18 protein-coding genes and 1 tRNA gene are annotated in these 18,414 nt (G+C 68.0%); 14 read left to right on the plus strand and 5 right to left on the minus strand.

Going from position 1 to position 18,414, the window contains the following annotated elements; translation table 11 throughout:
* The first annotated feature begins 3 nt into the window (after positions 1-3).
* On the plus strand, positions 4-891 hold the full coding sequence (locus NAG42_RS13265; protein WP_250030536.1) for a hypothetical protein: 888 nt from the start codon (positions 4-6) through the stop codon (positions 889-891).
* Between the two features lie 83 nt (positions 892-974).
* Here NAG42_RS13265 and NAG42_RS13270 read toward each other — a convergent pair whose 3' ends face one another.
* Positions 975-1,733: a helix-turn-helix domain-containing protein gene (locus tag NAG42_RS13270; protein ID WP_250030537.1), complete on the minus strand. Its 759-nt coding sequence runs from the start codon at positions 1,731-1,733 to the stop codon at positions 975-977.
* 36 nt (positions 1,734-1,769) lie between these two features.
* Positions 1,770-1,856, minus strand: a tRNA-Leu gene (locus NAG42_RS13275).
* 126 nt (positions 1,857-1,982) lie between these two features.
* On the opposite strand from NAG42_RS13275, the gene NAG42_RS13280 reads away from it, so the two are divergent.
* The 11 genes from NAG42_RS13280 (at position 1,983) to NAG42_RS13330 (ending at position 13,712) form a co-directional block, all read left to right on the plus strand.
* Positions 1,983-2,606: an ANTAR domain-containing response regulator gene (locus NAG42_RS13280; RefSeq protein ID WP_250030538.1), complete on the plus strand. Its 624-nt coding sequence runs from the start codon at positions 1,983-1,985 to the stop codon at positions 2,604-2,606.
* Between the two features lie 208 nt (positions 2,607-2,814).
* Complete coding sequence (locus tag NAG42_RS13285; protein WP_250030539.1) at positions 2,815-3,981, plus strand: branched-chain amino acid ABC transporter substrate-binding protein; 1,167 nt, start codon at positions 2,815-2,817, stop codon at positions 3,979-3,981.
* A gap of 82 nt (positions 3,982-4,063) precedes the next feature.
* Complete coding sequence (locus tag NAG42_RS13290; protein ID WP_250030540.1) at positions 4,064-5,014, plus strand: branched-chain amino acid ABC transporter permease; 951 nt, start codon at positions 4,064-4,066, stop codon at positions 5,012-5,014.
* Positions 5,011-6,123 (plus strand): branched-chain amino acid ABC transporter permease, encoded by a 1,113-nt coding sequence (locus NAG42_RS13295; RefSeq protein ID WP_250030541.1) that lies wholly within the window; start codon positions 5,011-5,013, stop codon positions 6,121-6,123. Before NAG42_RS13290 ends, NAG42_RS13295 begins: the two co-directional genes overlap by 4 nt.
* Complete coding sequence (locus tag NAG42_RS13300) at positions 6,120-7,013, plus strand: ABC transporter ATP-binding protein (RefSeq protein WP_250030542.1); 894 nt, start codon at positions 6,120-6,122, stop codon at positions 7,011-7,013. The genes NAG42_RS13295 and NAG42_RS13300 overlap by 4 nt, the downstream gene beginning before the upstream one ends.
* Complete coding sequence (locus NAG42_RS13305) at positions 7,003-7,713, plus strand: ABC transporter ATP-binding protein (protein WP_250030543.1); 711 nt, start codon at positions 7,003-7,005, stop codon at positions 7,711-7,713. Before NAG42_RS13300 ends, NAG42_RS13305 begins: the two co-directional genes overlap by 11 nt.
* Before the next feature lie 27 nt (positions 7,714-7,740).
* Positions 7,741-8,646 carry an ABC transporter substrate-binding protein gene (locus NAG42_RS13310; RefSeq protein ID WP_250030544.1) on the plus strand — a complete coding sequence of 302 codons (906 nt, stop codon included), beginning with the start codon at positions 7,741-7,743 and terminating at the stop codon, positions 8,644-8,646.
* A 7-nt stretch (positions 8,647-8,653) separates the two neighbouring features.
* Positions 8,654-9,658: an amino acid ABC transporter permease gene (locus NAG42_RS13315; RefSeq protein ID WP_250030545.1), complete on the plus strand. Its 1,005-nt coding sequence runs from the start codon at positions 8,654-8,656 to the stop codon at positions 9,656-9,658.
* Positions 9,655-10,422, plus strand: a complete 768-nt coding sequence (locus tag NAG42_RS13320) for an amino acid ABC transporter ATP-binding protein (RefSeq protein ID WP_284045271.1) — start codon at positions 9,655-9,657, stop codon at positions 10,420-10,422. The genes NAG42_RS13315 and NAG42_RS13320 overlap by 4 nt, the downstream gene beginning before the upstream one ends.
* A gap of 53 nt (positions 10,423-10,475) precedes the next feature.
* Positions 10,476-13,172 (plus strand): DNA polymerase I, encoded by a 2,697-nt coding sequence (polA, locus tag NAG42_RS13325; RefSeq protein WP_250030546.1) that lies wholly within the window; start codon positions 10,476-10,478, stop codon positions 13,170-13,172.
* A gap of 207 nt (positions 13,173-13,379) precedes the next feature.
* Complete coding sequence (locus tag NAG42_RS13330; RefSeq protein WP_250030547.1) at positions 13,380-13,712, plus strand: ArsR/SmtB family transcription factor; 333 nt, start codon at positions 13,380-13,382, stop codon at positions 13,710-13,712.
* 29 nt (positions 13,713-13,741) lie between these two features.
* Here the strand turns inward: NAG42_RS13330 and NAG42_RS13335 are convergent, their stop codons facing one another.
* From NAG42_RS13335 to NAG42_RS13345, 3 genes are read right to left on the minus strand one after another with little or no spacing between them, the layout of a single operon-like run.
* Positions 13,742-14,071 carry a DUF3140 domain-containing protein gene (locus tag NAG42_RS13335; protein ID WP_250030548.1) on the minus strand — a complete coding sequence of 110 codons (330 nt, stop codon included), beginning with the start codon at positions 14,069-14,071 and terminating at the stop codon, positions 13,742-13,744.
* Positions 14,064-14,282 (minus strand): hypervirulence associated TUDOR domain-containing protein, encoded by a 219-nt coding sequence (locus NAG42_RS13340; RefSeq protein WP_250030549.1) that lies wholly within the window; start codon positions 14,280-14,282, stop codon positions 14,064-14,066. The genes NAG42_RS13335 and NAG42_RS13340 overlap by 8 nt, the downstream gene beginning before the upstream one ends.
* Before the next feature lie 37 nt (positions 14,283-14,319).
* On the minus strand, positions 14,320-15,129 hold the full coding sequence (locus tag NAG42_RS13345; RefSeq protein WP_438872408.1) for a class I SAM-dependent methyltransferase: 810 nt from the start codon (positions 15,127-15,129) through the stop codon (positions 14,320-14,322).
* Between the two features lie 335 nt (positions 15,130-15,464).
* On the opposite strand from NAG42_RS13345, the gene rpsA reads away from it, so the two are divergent.
* Together rpsA and coaE are read left to right on the plus strand one after the other, a co-directional pair.
* Complete coding sequence (rpsA, locus tag NAG42_RS13350; RefSeq protein ID WP_250030551.1) at positions 15,465-16,985, plus strand: 30S ribosomal protein S1; 1,521 nt, start codon at positions 15,465-15,467, stop codon at positions 16,983-16,985.
* Positions 16,986-17,124: 139 nt separating this feature from the next.
* On the plus strand, positions 17,125-18,324 hold the full coding sequence (coaE, locus tag NAG42_RS13355; RefSeq protein WP_250030552.1) for a dephospho-CoA kinase: 1,200 nt from the start codon (positions 17,125-17,127) through the stop codon (positions 18,322-18,324).
* The last annotated feature ends 90 nt before the right edge of the window (positions 18,325-18,414 follow it).

Genomic DNA, 18,414 nt, shown 5'->3' on the forward strand with positions numbered 1-18,414 from the left:
AAAATGCGCGCCCTCCACGCTCTCCTCCGTGCACTGCGCACGCGACGGAAGCACCCCGAGACCGACCCGATCGCCACACCCGATCACCCCGGCCTCGCCGACCTCCTCGACGCCGCCCGAGCCCCCGCCACCCCGGAGGAACTCGCCGGCGAACACGAGATGGTCGCCGCCTTCGTCGCCCACCGCAGAAGTGCTGCCCGCAGCGAACGACGCCGCCACGCCAAGGCGAGAATCCGGGCCGTGCTCGTGCCCGCCACGACCGGTCTGGCTCTCCTCATTCTCACCGGCACCGCCGTCGCCGCCCGCACCGGCAACCTGCCCCAAGGAGCCCAGCAGCACGCGCACAGCCTGTTCTCGGCGCTGGGCGTACCTGCGCCGGGAACAGGCACCCCGACCACCCCGTCACCCAGCCGGCCGGGGCCCCGTCCCTCCCTCGACGTCACCGCCCTCACCTGGTGCCAGGCCTGGGGCGGCGCCGACCGGCCGCTGAGCCGCGAGGACCGGCGCAGACTCAGCAAAGCCGCCGGGGGAGAGAAACACATCGGAAAGTACTGCCGGGACCTGCACCGGTCAGCGTCGGCGAGCCCGTCACCCTCGGCACCGCCGTCCACACCGGTGACGCCGTCAGCACCGCCGACACCGGCGCCGCTCGGCCCGTCGGACCCCGTCCAACCGGGACTGCCGGCGACCTCGGAACCGGTACCCACCGCGACACCGCCGTCGAAACCGGGCCGGCCGACCCACACCGGCAAGCCGACCGACGTGCCCCGAGGGACCGGCAAGCCGAGTAAGAGCCGGGAGCCGAAGAAGAACACGGACAAGCACAACGCCGGCTCACCGGGCGTAGCCGCGCCCACGACGGACAGCGCGGAGCGTGGCCAACCGGAGTGACTCAGGGATGCCGGACGAGGTCAGCGGTCACGCACAGCGGTCGCCGACGTGCCCGTTCATGGCGCCGGGGCGGGGGCGAACGGTCACCACTTCGGGCCAACGAACTCGTCCAACCGCGCCACGGCCTCCCGGCGCGCCACCGAAAGAAGGTTGGTCCGGCACATCCGCCACTTGATCGCCAACCCGTCCAAAGCGCCCTGGCATAAGGCCATGATGTCTGCTGACTCGTTCGCGAACATGTATCGCGCATATTGATACGTCTTGTCACCGCGTTGCACTTTATTCATCACTCGACAACCATCAGAATGGAACAGGCCGCGGAGGAAATCTTGGGGAAATACGTCGACAATGTTCGTCTGCCAGGGAGTCAGTGCGATGAGGCGCTCGTGCTTCTTGCCGGGGCCGTGCTGAGGGAAGAAGCAGGGCCAGTGGTTGGAGGAACTCTCCACCACGACGCAGCCATCGCGTGACACACGGTGGACCTTTCTCGCGAGGACGCGCAGCATCGCCTCTTCACACATGGCGACGAGGCCCGGCCACGCCGCAGTGCAGTAGACACGGAGCACGGGAACCTTCACGGAAGTGACGAGGTGGCCGTCTCCGAGGTAAAGCCCGAGAAGGTAGGCGTAAGCATCGCCGTCGGAGACGTCACGTGGGGGGTCGGCGCAACGAGCGCATCGGGGTCGGTTCGCCTCGCGCTCCACGCGGCGTCGCGGGCGATCGCCGTAGAACCAGTTACCCACTGTCCGCCGCGGCAGCCCAAGATCGCGACATATCTCGCCGAAGGTAATGCCGTCGGCGCGCAACTGGATGGCTCGCTCGCGGAGATGGGCTGGATGCATATAGTCATTGTCGTACAGGGGTACGACAGTTTTCTGTGGTGCCGGGGACGGGATTCGAACCCGCATGTTCTCTCGAACAAATGATTTTGAGTCATCCGCGTCAGCCGATTGCGCCACCCCGGCATGCCTGGTTCATCGCGACAAGGCCACGCTGACCCAAGCAGAAGACAGACTACCCACTAGGCTTAGGGCGACGACACCCGGATACCGGGGTGTCGCGACTTCGGGAACGTTGGGGGTAGGGGTTCCGTGGCCGACTCGCAGGCTGGCGCCGAGCGCAAGCGGGTTCTGATCGCCGAGGACGAGGCGCTCATCCGCCTGGACCTGGCGGAGATGCTCGTCGAGGAGGGCTACGACGTCGTCGGTGAGGCGGGCGACGGGGAGACCGCCGTGCGCCTGGCCGAGGAGTTGCGCCCCGACCTCGTCATCCTCGACATCAAGATGCCGATCATGGACGGGTTGGCGGCCGCGGAGCGGATCGCGGGCGGCCGGATCGCGCCTGTCGTGATTCTGACAGCGTTCAGTCAGCGTGATCTGGTGGAGCGGGCCCGGGCGGCCGGCGCGATGGCTTATCTGGTGAAGCCGTTCCAGAAGTCGGATCTGGTGCCGGCGGTCGAGATCGCGCTGTCGCGCTATTCGGAGATCGCCGTGCTGGAGGCCGAGGTCGCCGGTCTGACTGATCGTCTGGAGACGCGGAAGTCGGTTGAGCGGGCCAAGGGTGAGCTGATGACGAAGTATCAGATGACCGAGCCGCAGGCGTTCAAGTGGATTCAGCGCACGGCGATGGATCACCGGATGACGATGCGTGAGGTGGCGGATCGCATCCTGGCGGAGGGTCAGGAAACGAGCGGCGAGCAGCCCGCCACGAGTTGATCTTGAGGTAGCCCGGTTGTAACACCAACTCTGGCCTGCGGGTCACCGGACGTAACGGTTCGGTGAAAGCCCGAGTGAAGTCTTTTGGCAGGCCGCGTACCTGGGATAGCGTCCCGCCCCAGAACGGGGCACAGGTGGTCGTCGTCGCACGCAAGTGCCAATCGATCAGCGGTGGCTCGGTGGGTTCGTATGGAGGAGGGTTTCAACCTTGAGGCAGGTTCTCGCACGAGCCATCGGCGGGGTGGCCATCATCGGGCTCATCGCCGGTGCCGCTGCTTGCAATAGCGACTCAGGCAGCGACGACACCGCGAGCGGTTCGAACTGCGGCTACAAGCTCGCATACTTCGGCGCTCTGACCGGCTCGGCCGCCAACCTCGGTGTCAACATCGAGCAAGGCTTCGAGCTGGCCATCGAGCAGTACAACAAGGCCAAGGGCTCGACGTGTATCGAGGTCGCGAAGTTCGACTCCCAGGGTGAGGCTTCGGTCGCTCCTGGTGTCGCTCGTAGCCTGGTCGCGGACAAGAAGATCCTCGGCATCGTCGGCCCGCCGTTCTCGGGTGAGTCCGAGGCGGCCGACCCGATCTTCGAGGCGGCCGGCATCCCGACCATCTCGCCGTCGGCGACCCGGGTGTCGCTGGCGTCGAAGGGGTGGAAGACCTTCCACCGCGCGGTCGCGAACGACGACTCGCAGGGTCCGGCGGCTGCGGCGTACATCAAGGACAACATGAAGGCCACCAAGGTCTTCGTGGCGGACGACCAGTCGGCGTACGGTGCCGGCCTGGCCGATGTCGTCAAGTCGAAGCTGGGTGCGCTGGTGGTCGCCAGCGACAAGACCGAGGGTGACGGCAAGCAGGCCGACTTCTCGGCGCTGGTGCAGAAGGTCCAGTCGAGCGGTGCCACGGCGCTGTTCTACGGCGGCTACTACACGAACGCGGGCATCATCCGTAAGCAGCTGAGCGCGGCGGGCTGGAAGGGCACGCTGATCGGCGGTGACGGCATGAAGGACCTGGGCCTGTCGAAGGCTTCGGGTGTGCAGCAGGCGGTGGGCACCGTGGTGACCTGCCCGTGCTCGCCTCCGGAGGCTGCGGGTGGCACGTTCGTCAACGACTACAAGGCGAAGTGGAACGTCGACGCGGGTACGTACTCGGATGTGGCGTTCGACGCCGCGAACATCTTCCTGCAGGGCATCGACGCGGGTAACAACACCACGGAGAAGCTCAACACCTACTTGTCGACGGTGAACTACAAGGGCATCGCGAACACCTACAAGTTCACCGAGACCGGCGAGCTCGACCCGTCGCTGATCAAGGTGTGGGCGTTCAAGTTCGACAGCTCGGGCGACGCGAAGGCCGACGTGGAGATCAAGACCTCCTGATCGGGTAGCGCTAACTCTCTGTTGGGCCGGTGCGGCCGGATGATCTCCGGCCGCACCGACCTCTTCGTTTTGGAGCCCCTCTGTGGATTTTTCCGGTCTGATCAATGATTTCGGGCCGCTCACCGTCTCCGGTCTCGCCCAGGGCGCGATCATCGCGTTGTTCGCCCTGGGTTACACGCTGGTCTACGGTGTTCTGCGGCTCATCAACTTCGCGCACTCCGAGGTCTTCCTCATGGGCACGTACGCGTGTCTGTTCGTGTGGGGACTGTTCGGACTCGACCAGAACTCGGCGGCCCCCTCGGTCGGCTTGATGCTGCTCTACCTGGTGATCGGCCTGGTCGGTGCGATCATCGCGTCGGGGGCCACGGCCCTCGCGGTGGAGCTGGTGGCCTACCGGCCGCTGCGCCGGCGTAACGCGCCGCCGCTCGCGTTCCTGATCACCGCCATCGGCGCCTCGTTGTTCATCTCCGAGCTGACCGGTGTGCTGACGCACCGCAATCAGAAGGGTGTGCCGCCGGTCATCCAGGCGAAGCCGCTCTTCACGATCGGCGACACGACGGTCACGAACCTGCAGCTCCTCATCATTGTGCTGGCGCTGGTGATGATGTTCCTGCTGGATCGTTTCATCAACGGTTCCCGTCTGGGCCGGGGTATCCGCGCGGTGGCGCAGAACCCGGACAGCGCGGCGTTGATGGGTGTCAACAAGTCGCGGGTGATCGGGCTGGTGTTCCTGCTGGGTGGTCTGATGGCCGGCGTCGCCGCGGTGATGTACAACCTGAAGATCGGCGTGACCCGGTACGACGCGGGCTTCCTGCTCGGCATCGACGCGTTCGCGGCGGCTGTTCTGGGCGGTATCGGTAACTTGCGCGGTGCACTGCTGGGCGGCTTGCTGCTCGGTGTGTTGCAGGCGTACGCGGCCGGTCTGTTCGGTTCGCAGTGGCTGCACGCGGCTTCGTTCGTGCTGCTCGTGGTCATCCTGCTGTTCCGTCCGACCGGTCTGCTGGGTGAGTCGCTGGGAAGGGCTCGAGCATGAGCGTGAGCGAGAAGGCAACTTTCCGCAGCAGCGGCGGTGTGCGGGGCTGGTTCGGCCGGCAGCCGGTGTGGGTGCGCGGTGTGGTCGTGGCGGTCGCTCTGGTGCTGGCGTTCCTGCTGCCGTACGCGGGTGACATCCCGCTGCTCGGCCCGCAGATCGTCACCGAGGGCATCGACTGGCCGAGCGCGCTGTTCAACATGTCCTACTACGTGCTGCTGGCGCTGGGCCTGAACGTCGTGGTCGGCTACGCGGGTCTGCTGGACCTCGGTTATGTCGGCTTCTTCGCGGTCGGCGCGTACGGCACGGCTCTGCTGACCTCTCCGGACTCGGTCCTGTATGCGGACACGGGCTGGAAGTGGCTGATGGCGGTGCCGGTGGCGCTGGCGCTGACCATGGTGGCGGGCCTGATCCTGGGCTGGCCGACGCTGCGGTTGCGCGGTGACTACCTGGCCATCGTGACGCTCGGCTTCGCCGAGATCATCCGGATCTTCGCGACGAGCACGACGACGTTGCGCGGTGACCGTGGTTTCGCGAGCATCCCGCACCCGCCGGGTGAGTGGGGCGGGAAACCGATCTTCGGTGTGACCGACGCGGTGCCGTACTTCTGGCTCGGCCTGGTGGTCATCATCCTGGTCATCCTGGGTGTGCGGAATCTCGACCGGAGCCGGGTCGGCCGTTCGTGGCTGGCGATCCGCGAGGATGAGGAAGCCGCCGAGATCATGGGCGTGCGGACCATCAAGTACAAGTTGTGGGCGTTCGCGATCGGCGCGTTCATCGGTGGTCTCGGTGGTGTGCTGTTCGCCGGTGAGCAGGGCTTCATCAACTCGCAGACGTTCGTGCTGCAGTTCTCGATCCTGGTGCTGGCGGGCGTGGTCATGGGTGGTTCCGGCAACATGGCCGGGGCGATCCTGGGCGGTGCGCTGATCTCGTACATCCCGGACCGTCTGCGGGGTATCTCGCTGGGCGACACCGACCTGTACGAGTACCGGTTCGCGTTGTTCGGCGCCGTGATCATCATCATCATGGTGCTGCGGCCGCAGGGTCTGATCCCGAGCCGTCGCCGGGCCATGGAGCTCAAGGACCGGGAGAAGGAGGTGGCTCCCCAGTGAGTGAGCCGCACATGGAGACTCCTGAGGAGCTCGACCGGGCCAACGAGCGCCCGGTGGATGAGCCCGAGCCGACCGGTGGCACCGGCCGAGGGTCGACGTCCGATCGCGTACGGGATGAGGACGTCCTTCTCGAGGTCGACCACGTGACGCTGCGGTTCGGCGGTGTCGTGGCGCTCAACGACGTCAGCTTCTCGCTGCGCAAGGGTGAGATCTTCGGTCTGATCGGTCCGAACGGCGCCGGCAAGACCACCTGCTTCAACGCGATGACCGGCGTCTACCGGCCGACCAGCGGGGCGATCCGGTTCCAGGGCGAGTCGGTCGTCGGCAAGAAGAAGCACGAGATCACCCGGGGTGGCATCGCGCGGACGTTCCAGAACGTGCGGTTGTTCCCCGAGATGACGGCGCTGGAGAACGTCATGGTGGGCGCGGACGCGCATCACAAGACGAGCGTCCTCAGCGCGCTGTTCCGCCTGCCGCGATTCTGGCGGGAGGAGAAGTCGGGGCGTGCTCGTTCGATCGAGTTGTTGCGCTTCGTCGGGATCGGGCACCGGGCCGGCGATGTCAGCCGCAACCTCTCGTACGGTGAGCAGCGCCGGCTGGAGATCGCCCGTGCTCTCGCGACCAACCCGACCCTGCTCTGCCTGGACGAGCCGGCCGCCGGCTTCAACCCGGCGGAGAAGGTCGAGCTGCTGGCGCTGATCCGCAAGATCCGCGACACCGGCGTGACGGTGCTGCTGATCGAGCACGACATGCGCCTGGTGATGGGTGTGACCGACCGGATCGTGGTGCTGGAGTTCGGCAAGAAGATCGCCGAGGGGACGCCCGCCGAGGTGCGGGACAACCCGGCGGTCATCGCCGCGTACCTGGGGGTGCCGACCGATGCTGCTTGAAGTCGAAAATGTGACGCTGTCCTACGGGCGTATCCAGGCCCTGCACGGCATCAGCCTGACGGTCGCCCAGGGCGAGGTGGTCGCCTTGATCGGTGCGAACGGCGCCGGGAAGTCGACGACGATGCGGGCCATCTCGGGTCTGCGGCCGCTGTCGCAGGGCACGATCCGGTTCGACGGCGAGGACATCTCGAAGCTGCGCGCCGACCTGCGGGTGGTCCGTGGCGTGTCGCAGTCGCCGGAGGGCCGGGGCATCTTCCCGGGCATGTCGGTGCGCGACAACCTGGAGATGGGCGCCTACACGCGGCGTAACCGGTCGGAGATCGACGAGGACATGGACCGGGCGTTCACCCTCTTCCCCCGGCTCAGGGAGCGGGAGAAGCAGGCGGGCGGCACCCTGTCCGGCGGTGAGCAGCAGATGCTCGCGGTCGGCCGGGCGCTGATGAGCCGGCCCAAGCTGCTGCTGCTGGACGAGCCGTCGATGGGTCTCGCCCCCATGCTGATCCAGCAGATCTTCGACATCATCGTGGAGATCAACCAGCAGGGTACGACCGTGCTGCTCGTGGAACAGAACGCCCAACAGGCCTTGTCCCGCGCGCATCGCGCGTACGTTCTGGAGACCGGGCGGATCGTCAAGGAAGGCACCGGTGCCGAGCTCCTGCACGACCCGGCCGTCAAGGACGCCTACCTCGGCGTCGCGTAACACGATTTTCGACGACTAGGAGTCATCATGTTCCGCACCACCCCCGGCCGCCGGGCGATCCTCGGCCTGGCCGCCGCGGCGGCGCTGACGCTGTCGCTGGGCGCCTGCGGCTCGGAGTCGGACGACTCGGGCTCGAGCGGCGCCCCGGCGCCGAGCGCGTCCGCCGACACCGCTCTGGCCGACAAGGTTCCCGCCGACATCAAGAGCGCGGGCAAGCTCACCATCGGGACCGACTCGTCGTACGCGCCGAACGAATATCTCGACAGCGACGGCAAGACGGTCATCGGCTTCGACGTCGACCTGTTCAACGCGGTCGCGCAGAAGCTGAACCTGACCACGGAGTGGACCTCGGCCACGTTCGACAGCATCATCCCGGGCGTGACCACCAAGAAGTACGCGGTGGGGGTCTCCTCGTTCACGATCAACGCGGATCGGCTGAAGGAGGTCAACATGGTCTCCTACTTCTCGGCGGGCACCCAGTGGGCCGCCAAGACCGGCGTGACGATCAACCCGGACGACGTGTGCGGCAAGAAGATCGCCGTGCAGACCGCGACCGTGCAGGTGGACGACCTGAACGCCCGGTCCAAGAAGTGCACCGACGGCGGCAAGGCCAAGATCACGATCGACCAGTACCAGAAGCAGTCGGACGCCACCAACGCCGTGGTGACCGGCAAGGACGAGGCCATGCTGGCCGACTCGCCGATCGTGGCGTACGCGGTGAAGCAGACGAGCGGGCAGCTGGCGCTGGTCGGCGAGATCTACGACGCGGCGCCGTACGGCTACGCGATCGCCAAGGACCAGACCGAGTTCGCCGATGTCATCGGCGAGGCGGTGCAGGCCCTGATCGCCGACGGCACCTACAAGACGATCCTCGACAAGTGGGGCGTCACCGCGGGCGCGGTCACCACCGCCGAAGTGAACCCGTCGGTCTGACCCTGGCATGAGCGACGAATCCACATCCGTACGGGCACGGCCTGAACCGATCAAGGCCGTGCCCGTGCGGCACCCCGCCCGCTGGGTGGGCCTCGGTGTCATCGCGATCCTGGTCGCGATGTTCGTGCACCTGCTGGTGACCAACGACCGGTTCCGCTGGTCGTTCATCTTCCTGGAGTATCAGGACGGCAAGCGCGGTGTGATGTTCACCGAGCCGGTCCTGAACGGCCTGCGCGGCACCATCCTGCTGACGATCTCGTCGATGGCGATCGGTATCGGGCTCGGCATCGTCATCGCGATCATGCGGTTGTCGGAGAACCGGATCCTGTCGTCGGTGGCCTTCGTCTACACCTGGTTCTTCCGGGCGGTGCCGCGGCTCGTGCTGGCGGTGCTCTTCGGAAACCTGAACATCCTGTGGGAGCGGATCGGCTTCGGCCTGCCGTTCGGCACCCAGATCGGCAAGTTGTTCGGCCTCGACGGCTTCGACGGGCAGTTCTACAGCATCAAGGCCAGCGACCTGCTCGCCGGTTTTGTGGCCGGCATGCTGGCGCTGGGCCTGTCCGAGGCGGCCTACATGGCCGAGATCGTGCGGGCCGGCATCCAGTCGATCGACGAGGGGCAGTCGGAGGCGGCGGTCGCGCTGGGCATGTCCCGCGGGCAGGTGCTGCGCCGGGTCGTCCTGCCGCAGGCGATGCGGGTGATCGTGCCGCCGACCGGCAACGAGATCATCGCGATGGTCAAGGACACGTCGCTGGTCGCGTTCGTGCCGGTGACCTTCGAGCTGTGGTTCCAACTGCAACAGGTCTCGGCCCGTACGTTCGTGGTGCTGCCGGTCATCGTCGCGGCGCTGATCTGGTATCTGATCCTGTGCACCGTGCTGATGGTCGCCCAGTTCTTCGTGGAGCGGCACTTCGGCAAGGGGTACGGCGCGGCCGCCAAGGCCCGGCAGCGGCTGCGGGACATCCAGGTCGAGCAGGGAGGCCGGATCACCGGCGTCGGGGAGGGACCATGACCGCGACCGAGATGGTGCGCGCGGACAACGTGCACAAGTCGTTCGGCTCGCTCGAGGTGCTCAAGGGCATCGACCTGGTGGTCAAGCCGGGTGAGGTGTGCTGCGTGCTGGGGCCCTCGGGTTCCGGCAAGTCGACGTTCCTGCGCTGCATCAACCACCTCGAGAAGATCAACGCGGGCCGGATCCTGGTCGACGGCGAGCTGGTGGGCTATCGCGAGCGCGGCGGCAAGCTGCACGAGCTCGGCGAGAAGGACGTGGCCAAGCAGCGCCGGTCGATCGGCATGGTCTTCCAGCGCTTCAACCTGTTCCCGCACATGACGGTGCTGGACAACGTGATGGAAGCGCCCTGCCGGGTCAAGCGCGAGTCCAAGGCCGAGGTCCGGGACCGCTCGCTGAGCCTGCTCGAGCGGGTCGGGCTGGGCGAGAAGGTCGGCAACTACCCCGGTCAGCTCTCCGGCGGTCAGCAGCAGCGGGTGGCGATCGCCCGGGCGCTGGCCATGCGGCCCAAGCTGATGCTCTTCGACGAGCCGACCAGCGCCCTCGACCCGGAACTGGTGGGGGAGGTCCTCGACGTCATGAAGGGCCTGGCCCAGGACGGCATGACGATGGTCGTGGTGACTCACGAGATCGGCTTCGCCCGCGAGGTCGGCGACAAGCTGATCTTCATGGACGGCGGGGTCGTGGTGGAGCAGGGTACGCCCCGTGACGTGATCACCAACCCGCAGCATGAGCGAACCAGGGCATTTTTGAGCAAGGTGCTCTGAGTGAACGGGGTGGTCCCGGTTTCTGTCACACCTCACGACTAGAGTTCCTCGACGTGAGCGACGACGCCCAGACCCCCCGTTTGCTGCTGCTCGACGGCCACTCCCTGGCCTACCGCGCGTTCCACGCGCTGCCCAAGGAGAATTTCAGCACGCAGACCGGTCAGCACACGAATGCCGTCTTCGGCTTCACCTCGATGCTGATCAACATGCTGCGCGACGAGAAGCCCACGCACATCGTGGTCGCGTTCGACGTCTCCCGCGTCTCCTTCCGCACCGAGAAATACCCGGAGTACAAGGCCGGCCGATCCGCGACGCCGCCGGAGTTCCAGGGCCAGGTCAGCCTGGTCAAGGAGATCCTCGACGCGCTGCGCATCCCCTATGTGGAGAAGCCCGGCTTCGAGGCCGACGACGTCATCGCCACCCTGGCCACCCAGGCCCGTGCGGCCGGCATGCAGGTGCTCATCTCCTCCGGTGACCGCGACGCCCTGCAGCTGGTCGACGAGCACACCACGGTCCTCTACCCGAGCCGCGGCGTGTCCGAGGTCTGGCGGATGACCCCCGCGCTGGTCGAGGAGAAGCAGCTCGTCCCGCCCCACCTCTACCGGGACAAGGCGGCCCTGGTCGGCGAGACCAGCGACAACCTGATCGGCGTCCCCGGTGTCGGGCCCAAGACGGCGGCCAAGTGGATCACCGAGTTCGGCGGCATCGAGGGCGTCGTGGCCAACGCTGACAAGATCAAGGGCAAGGCCGGTGACAACCTGCGAGCCCACCTGTCGTCGGTGATGCTCAACTACGAGCTCAACGCCCTGCGCACAGACCTCGAGCTGCCGCTGCGCCCCGAGGACGTGCGCTGGCACGGCTGGGACCGTGAGGCCGTCCACCAGGTCTTCGACGCGCTCGAGTTCCGGGTGCTGCGCGAGCGTCTCTACTCCTACCTCGACGCGGTCGAGCCCGAGGCCGAGGCCGGCTTCGACATCGAGGGTCGTGTGCTCGGCGCGGGCGAGGTGGCGCCGTGGCTGACCGCGCACGCCGCCGCGGCACCGGTCGGGGTGGCCGTCACGGGCACGTTCGGCCGCGGCACGGGCTCGCTCACCGGTGTCGCCGTGGCGACCGGCGACGGCCCGGCCGCCTGGTTCGACCCGGCCGCCCTCGACGAGACCGACGAGCGGGCCGTCGCCGCCTGGCTCACCGACCCCGACCGGCCCAAGGTGCTGCACGACGCCAAGCCGGCCTCGCTGGCCATGCGCGCCCACGGCTGGCACCTGGTCGGCGTCCGGGTCGACACGGCGCTCGCGGCCTACCTGGCCAAACCCGACCAGCGGGCCTACGACTTGACCGACCTCGCCCTGCGCTACCTCAAGCGCGAGCTGCGGGTCGAGGAGCCGGCGACCGGCCAGCTCGACCTGCTGCAGGGCCTCGACGGCAACGACGGCGCCGCCGAGCAGAACGTCATGCTGCGCGCCCGGGCCACGCTCGACCTGGCCGACGTGCTCACCGAGGAGCTCTCCCGCGACGGCGGCGAGTCCCAGACGCTGCTCATCGAGGTCGAGCAGCCGCTGTCCGAGGTGCTGGGCGAGATGGAGCACCTGGGCATCGCGGCCGACACGGTCTACCTGTCCGAGCTCGAGTCGCACTTCGCCGCCGAGGTCAAGTCGGCCCAGCAGGCCGCGCACGCCGAGGTCGGCCGCGAGTTCAACCTGGGCTCACCCAAGCAGCTGCAGGAGATCCTGTTCGTCGAGCGCAACCTGCCCAAGACCAAGCGGATCAAGTCGGGTTACACCACCGACGCCGACGCGCTGCAGAGCCTGTTCACCCAGACCGCCGACCCGCTGCTCGAGCACCTGCTGCGCCACCGCGACGTGGCCAAGCTCAAGTCGACCGTCGACGGGCTGCTCAAGTCGGTCTCCGACGACGGGCGCATCCACACCACGTTCAACCAGACCGTCGCCGCCACCGGCCGGCTGTCGTCGACCGACCCCAACCTGCAGAACATCCCGATCCGCACCGAGGAGGGCCGCCGCATCCGCCGGGCGTTCGTCGTCGGTGAGGGTTTCGACGAGCTCATGACGGCCGACTACAGCCAGATCGAGATGCGCATCATGGCGCACCTGTCCAAGGACGAGGCGCTCATCGCCGCCTTCAACTCGGCGTTCGACTTCCACGCGGCCACCGCCTCGTCGGTGTTCCACGTGCCGGTCGAGGAGGTCGTGCCCGACCAGCGCCGCAAGATCAAGGCGATGAACTACGGCCTGGCCTACGGCCTGAGCGCGTTCGGCCTGTCCAACCAGCTCACCATCCCGACCGACGAGGCCCGCGGCCTCATGGACGAGTATTTCGAGCGTTTCGGCGGCGTTCGCGACTACCTGCAGGCCGTGGTGAGACGCGCGGTCCAGGACGGCTACACGGCCACCATCATGGGCCGGCGTCGTTACCTGCCCGACCTGTCCAGCGACAACCGTCAGCGCCGCGAGATGGCCGAGCGGATGGCGCTCAACGCCCCCATCCAGGGCTCCGCGGCCGACATCATCAAGGTCGCGATGCTCCGGGTCGACCGGGCGATCAAAGAGACCGGCCTCGCGTCCCGGATGCTCCTGCAGGTCCACGACGAGCTGGTCTTCGACGTGGCCACCGGCGAGCGCGAGCAACTGGAGGAGCTGGTCCGCCGCGAGATGGGCGGCGCCTACCCGCTGTCCGTCCCGCTCGAGGTCTCCGTCGGCCACGGCCGCGACTGGAACGGCGCCGACCACTGACCGGCCCGGTGGCCGCCGGCGCGTCGTGGGTGACCGAGCTCACCGATGCCGACCCGGCCGACCATGGCACGCGGTTCCGGATCACCATCAGTTGATCTGACGGCGTACGCTCTCCGCGGTCGTGCTGTCGCGGCCGCGGGAGTCGGAGCGCCGTGATCGGTCGCGGTTGCGCCGCTTTGCAAGGGTGACGCCATGGGGAGGCAGACGATGGAAAACGCCGCAGCCGGGGGGCCGCTCACCCGCGAGCCGCTCGATTCGACGCAGGCCGACACGTTCGCGCCGATGTTCAAGGCGCTCGGCGATCCGGTGCGCCTGCGGCTGCTGTCGATGATCGCCTCGGCCCGCGGCGGCGAGGTGTGCGTCTGCGACCTGACCGGCGAGTTCCATCTGACCGGCCCGACCATCTCGCACCACCTCAAGGTGCTGCGCGAGGCGGGCCTGGTCGACAGCGACCGCCGGGGCACCTGGGTCTACTACCGCATGATCCCGGCCGCCCTGGCGATCATGGGCGCCCTGCTCGAGACGGGCATCCCGGTCTGACGCTCGAGACTTGCAATCCGGTCTGAGGCTCACTTCTTGAGCGGGTCGTGGCCCCAGTTCATCAACGAGTAACGCCACTTGGTGTCCTCGACGTCACCCTTGGGGTGCTGGGCCAGGTGCCGGTGCACGTAGCCCACGACCTTGCGCATGTGCGCCTCGTCGGCCTCGGTCAGGTCGGCCTTCTTCGTACCGAGAATCTTGATGATCTTCCGGCCGGAGTCGTGCCCGACCGACTCGGCGCCGGCCGACGACTTCTGGCCGACCTCCTTCGACTCGTCCGTCTTCAGCCACTTGTCGAGTTCGCTCGCGGTCATGTTCACCGCGTCCTGGAACTCGGCGTACGTGTCCTGCTCAGCCATCCTTCTTCAGCGCTCCCGGCTTGTGCACGGCCTCGCGCCCGGTCTTGTCGCTCTTGACCTTGTACTGCGGATCGTCGGGGGAGGCGTCGACGGTGCGCCCGGCCGCCTCGGTCCGCTTCGTGATCTTCTGCTCGACCTCGCCGTGGACGTTCTGCCCATGGCTCTTCCAGGTCACGTCGTCGCCCTTTTTCAGGCCCTTGTCGTCCGCCATGACTGCCGGATACCCCGGCACAGCCTGCGAAAACGACTCAATCCGGCAGGTCCGACACGAAGATCGCGGTGCCCGGGAAGAGCCGGCCGCGCAGCGGGCTCCACTGACCCCAGATCTGCTCGTGCCCGGCCGGCCACTCCGGCTCGACGAGGTCGCGCAGCACGAACCCGGCCGCCACCAGCTCCCGCACCCGGTCGCCGAGTGTGCGGTGCTGCTCGACGTAGACCGGCACCCCGTTCTCGTCGGTCTCCACGTACGGCGTGCGGTCGAAGTAGGAGTTGCGGGCGATCAGGCCGCTCTCGTCGGGCTCGTCCCAGAAGATCCAGCGCATCGGGTGCGTGATCGAGAAGACCCAGGAGCCTCCCGTACGCAGGACCCGCGCCACCTCCCGCATCGCCGCGCCCGAGTCGGCCACGAACGGGATCGCCCCGAAGGCCGTGCACACGATGTCGAATACGCTGTCCGCGAACGGCAGCGCGAGCGCGTCGGCTTGCACGAGCGGCACGCTCACCCCCGTACGATCCTCGGCCGCCCGCGCGTGCCGCAGCATGCCCGCCGAGAGATCGAGAGCAGTCACCTCGGCCCCCTGCCCGGCGAGCCAGCGCGCACCCGCCGCGGCGCCGGCGCCGAGCTCCAGCACCCGCTTGCCGCGCACGTCGCCGAGCAACCGCGCGTCGGCCTCGCGCAGCCCCTCGGGGCACCAGACGAAGTCGAGATCGCCCAGGAAGGCGCCGTGTTCGGCCTGGTAGTCGTCGGCATCGGAATCCCACCAGCCGCGGCTGGCGACCCGGCTCTGAGCGTCGGTGATCGCCCGATGCCGGGGCTCGCCGGCGGCGGGCGGGTTGATCTCGGTCACGCCGACACGGTACGGCAGGACGACCGGCTGTCCCGATTCCGCACATAACGGGCATGCTGCGGGCTTTCGACCGAACATTGTGCCTGGCTCGTCAGGAGGGCTTGCAACCTGTGGTAATGCGCACGGTAAGCTAGTCGATGCGCTCGCGGATCGTGTGCCTCGGCAGGGAGCAGGTTCCGTGGTCGTCGGTCTCGACATGATCGACTGCAGGGATTCTGGTGCTTTTGGGTAGCCCGGTCCGGTTGCTTCGTTCGTGCCGTGCCCGCCGGCAGTTCCGCGGCGCGCGAGAGACACCACGAATCCATCCGTTCGGAGCAACAGTCCACATGACGAGCAGCATCGAGGCCACCTCGAGCGCCAACCGGGTCACCGTCGACGATCTCGGGTCCGAGGAAGCATTCCTCGCCGCCATCGACGAGACCATCAAGTACTTCAACGACGGCGACATTGTCGAAGGCACCGTCGTCAAGGTCGATCGGGACGAGGTCCTGCTCGACATCGGCTACAAGACCGAGGGTGTCATCCCCTCGCGCGAGTTGTCGATCAAGCATGACGTGGACCCCGCGGAAGTGGTGTCGGTCGGTGACCACATCGAAGCCCTCGTCCTCACCAAGGAGGACAAGGAAGGTCGTCTGATCCTCTCGAAGAAGCGCGCGCAGTACGAGCGCGCTTGGGGCACCATCGAGAAGATCAAGGAGGACGACGGCGTCGTTCGCGGCTCCGTCATCGAGGTTGTCAAGGGTGGCCTCATCCTCGACATCGGCCTCCGCGGCTTCCTGCCGGCTTCTCTGGTCGAGATGCGTCGCGTCCGCGACCTGCAGCCCTACGTCGGCCGCGAGCTCGAAGCCAAGATCATCGAGCTGGACAAGAACCGCAACAACGTGGTCCTGTCCCGCCGTGCCTGGCTCGAGCAGACGCAGTCCGAGGTCCGCACCGAGTTCCTCAACAAGCTGCAGAAGGGCCAGGTCCGCAAGGGCGTCGTGTCCTCGATCGTCAACTTCGGCGCGTTCGTCGACCTCGGCGGCGTCGACGGCCTGGTGCACGTCTCCGAGCTCTCCTGGAAGCACATCGACCACCCCTCCGAGGTTGTCGAGGTCGGCCAGGAGGTCGAGGTCGAGGTGCTCGACGTCGACCTGGACCGCGAGCGCGTCTCGCTGTCGCTGAAGGCGACCCAGGAAGACCCGTGGCGCCAGTTCGCCCGCACCCACGCGATCAACCAGATCGTCCCGGGCAAGGTCACCAAGCTGGTTCCGTTCGGCGCCTTCGTCCGCGTGGACGACGGCATCGAGGGTCTGGTGCACATCTCCGAGCTGGCCGAGCGGCACGTCGAGCTGCCCGAGCAGGTCGTGCAGGTGGGCTCCGACGTCCTGGTCAAGGTCATCGACATCGACCTCGAGCGTCGTCGCATCTCGCTGTCGCTCAAGCAGGCCAACGAGGGCTTCGTCGAGGGCGAGGAGCACTTCGACCCGACCCTCTACGGCATGGCTGCGACCTACGACAACGAGGGCAACTACATCTACCCGGAGGGCTTCGACCCCGAGACGGGCGAGTGGCTCGAGGGCTTCGACAAGCAGCGCGAGACGTGGGAGAAGCAGTACGCCGACGCCCGCGAGCGCTGGGAGGCCCACACCAAGCAGGTGCAGGCTTCTCGCGACGCCGACGCCGAGGCCGCTCTCAACCCGACCCCGGTCGGTGCGGCGACCACCTCGTCGTCCACGTCGACGTCGTCCTCCTCCTCGTCGAGCTCGCCGGCCCCGGCGCGCACCAACGAGGAGCCGTCCGGCACCCTGGCCACCGACGAGGCCCTCGCCGCTCTGCGCGAGAAGCTCGCCGGCGGCAAGGCCTGATCCAGCCCCACCGGCTGAGTCAGCCCGCAGCAGCGTAGGAAGGCCGCTCCGACTTCGGTCGGGGCGGCCTTTCGCTGTACCCAGCTGTTCCGATGGGACGGGCTGTTCCGTTCACAGCCGGCCCGGTAATACTGAGCGGGTGCTGAAGGTGGGGCTGACCGGTGGGATCGGGGCGGGCAAGAGCGCGGTGGCGCGACGCCTCGCTCAGTGCGGAGCGCTGATCATCGACGCCGATGTGCTGGCGCGCGAGGTGGTCGCGCCCGGCACGGACGGGCTGGCCGAGATCGTCGCGGCGTTCGGGGCCGGCGTGCTCACGGCCGGCGGCGAGCTCGACCGACCGGCGCTGGCGGCCAAGGTCTTCGGTGACGAGCCGGCCCGCCGCACCCTGGAAAAGATCATTCACCCCCGGGTACGAGCCCGGACCGTCGAACTGACCGCCGGGGCCCCGGCCGACGCGATCGTCGTCAACGACGTACCGCTGCTCGTGGAGACCGGGCTGGCCCCGTCCTATCATCTGGTGCTCGTCGTCGAGGCCGGCTGCGACCGGCGGATCCGGCGGCTGGTCGAGACCCGCGGCATGACCGCCGAGCAGGCCGAGGCCCGCATCGCCACGCAGGCCGGCGACGACGATCGGCGCCGCGCGGCCGACGTGGTGCTGACCAACGACGGCTCGCTCGAGGAGCTGAACGCCCAGGTCGACCGGCTCCACCGGGTGAGGCTGCGCCCGTACGAGCACAACCTGCGGCTACGCGTCTCGGCCCGCCCCGACCGCCGGCTGCACATCGCGGAGCCCGACCCCACCTGGCCCGAGCAGGCCGGACGCCTCATCGCCCGGATCGGCCACGCCCTGCCGCCGGGCGTCACGGTGTCGCACATCGGCTCGACGGCCGTCCCCGGGCTGCCGGCCAAGGACATCATCGATCTCATGCTGGCCGTGCGCACCCTCGACGAGGCCGACGCGCTGGCCGACCGGCTGGCCGGCGCCGGCTTCCCGAAACGGCCGGGGGAGTGGGTCGACAACGCGCGCGGCATGCCCGGCGAGACCTGGCCCAAGCGCCTGCACGGCGGGACCGACCCCGGCCGGCCGGTGAACCTGCACGTCCGGGTCACCGGGTCGCCCGGCTGGCGGTTCGCCCTGCTGATGCGTGACCACCTGCGGGCTGTTCCCGAGGCCCGTGACTGTTACGCCGCCGCCAAAGCCCGGTGGGCCGCCGAGCACCAGGACCGCTACACGTACGCCGAGGCCAAGGAACCCTGGTTCGACGACGAGGCCCGCGCCGCCGACGACTGGGCCGAGGCGACCGCCTGGCAGCCGCCCCCGGACGCTCGCCCGGTCTGACCCGGCCCCGCGTCCCCGCCCGGCGCGTCCGGTCTCCGCATTGCAGTACGGCGTGCCGAGCGTGTCCCGTCTCCGCAACGCGGTACGGCG

The organism is Paractinoplanes maris (genome assembly GCF_023544465.1).
In the GTDB taxonomy this organism is placed as follows: domain Bacteria; phylum Actinomycetota; class Actinomycetes; order Mycobacteriales; family Micromonosporaceae; genus Actinoplanes; species Actinoplanes maris.

Excerpts from the sequence above, each read along its gene's own strand:
- NAG42_RS13265 (WP_250030536.1), top strand. The coding sequence starts at position 4 with ATGCGCGCCCTCCACGCTCTCCTCCGTGCACTGCGCACGCGACGGAAG.
- NAG42_RS13270 (WP_250030537.1), bottom strand. The coding sequence starts at position 1,733 with ATGCATCCAGCCCATCTCCGCGAGCGAGCCATCCAGTTGCGCGCCGAC.
- NAG42_RS13295 (WP_250030541.1), top strand. The coding sequence starts at position 5,011 with ATGAGCGTGAGCGAGAAGGCAACTTTCCGCAGCAGCGGCGGTGTGCGG.
- NAG42_RS13305 (WP_250030543.1), top strand. The coding sequence starts at position 7,003 with ATGCTGCTTGAAGTCGAAAATGTGACGCTGTCCTACGGGCGTATCCAG.
- NAG42_RS13310 (WP_250030544.1), top strand. The coding sequence starts at position 7,741 with ATGTTCCGCACCACCCCCGGCCGCCGGGCGATCCTCGGCCTGGCCGCC.
- NAG42_RS13315 (WP_250030545.1), top strand. The coding sequence starts at position 8,654 with ATGAGCGACGAATCCACATCCGTACGGGCACGGCCTGAACCGATCAAG.
- NAG42_RS13320 (WP_284045271.1), top strand. The coding sequence starts at position 9,655 with ATGACCGCGACCGAGATGGTGCGCGCGGACAACGTGCACAAGTCGTTC.
- NAG42_RS13330 (WP_250030547.1), top strand. The coding sequence starts at position 13,380 with ATGGAAAACGCCGCAGCCGGGGGGCCGCTCACCCGCGAGCCGCTCGAT.
- NAG42_RS13335 (WP_250030548.1), bottom strand. The coding sequence starts at position 14,071 with ATGGCTGAGCAGGACACGTACGCCGAGTTCCAGGACGCGGTGAACATG.
- NAG42_RS13340 (WP_250030549.1), bottom strand. The coding sequence starts at position 14,282 with ATGGCGGACGACAAGGGCCTGAAAAAGGGCGACGACGTGACCTGGAAG.
- rpsA (WP_250030551.1), top strand. The coding sequence starts at position 15,465 with ATGACGAGCAGCATCGAGGCCACCTCGAGCGCCAACCGGGTCACCGTC.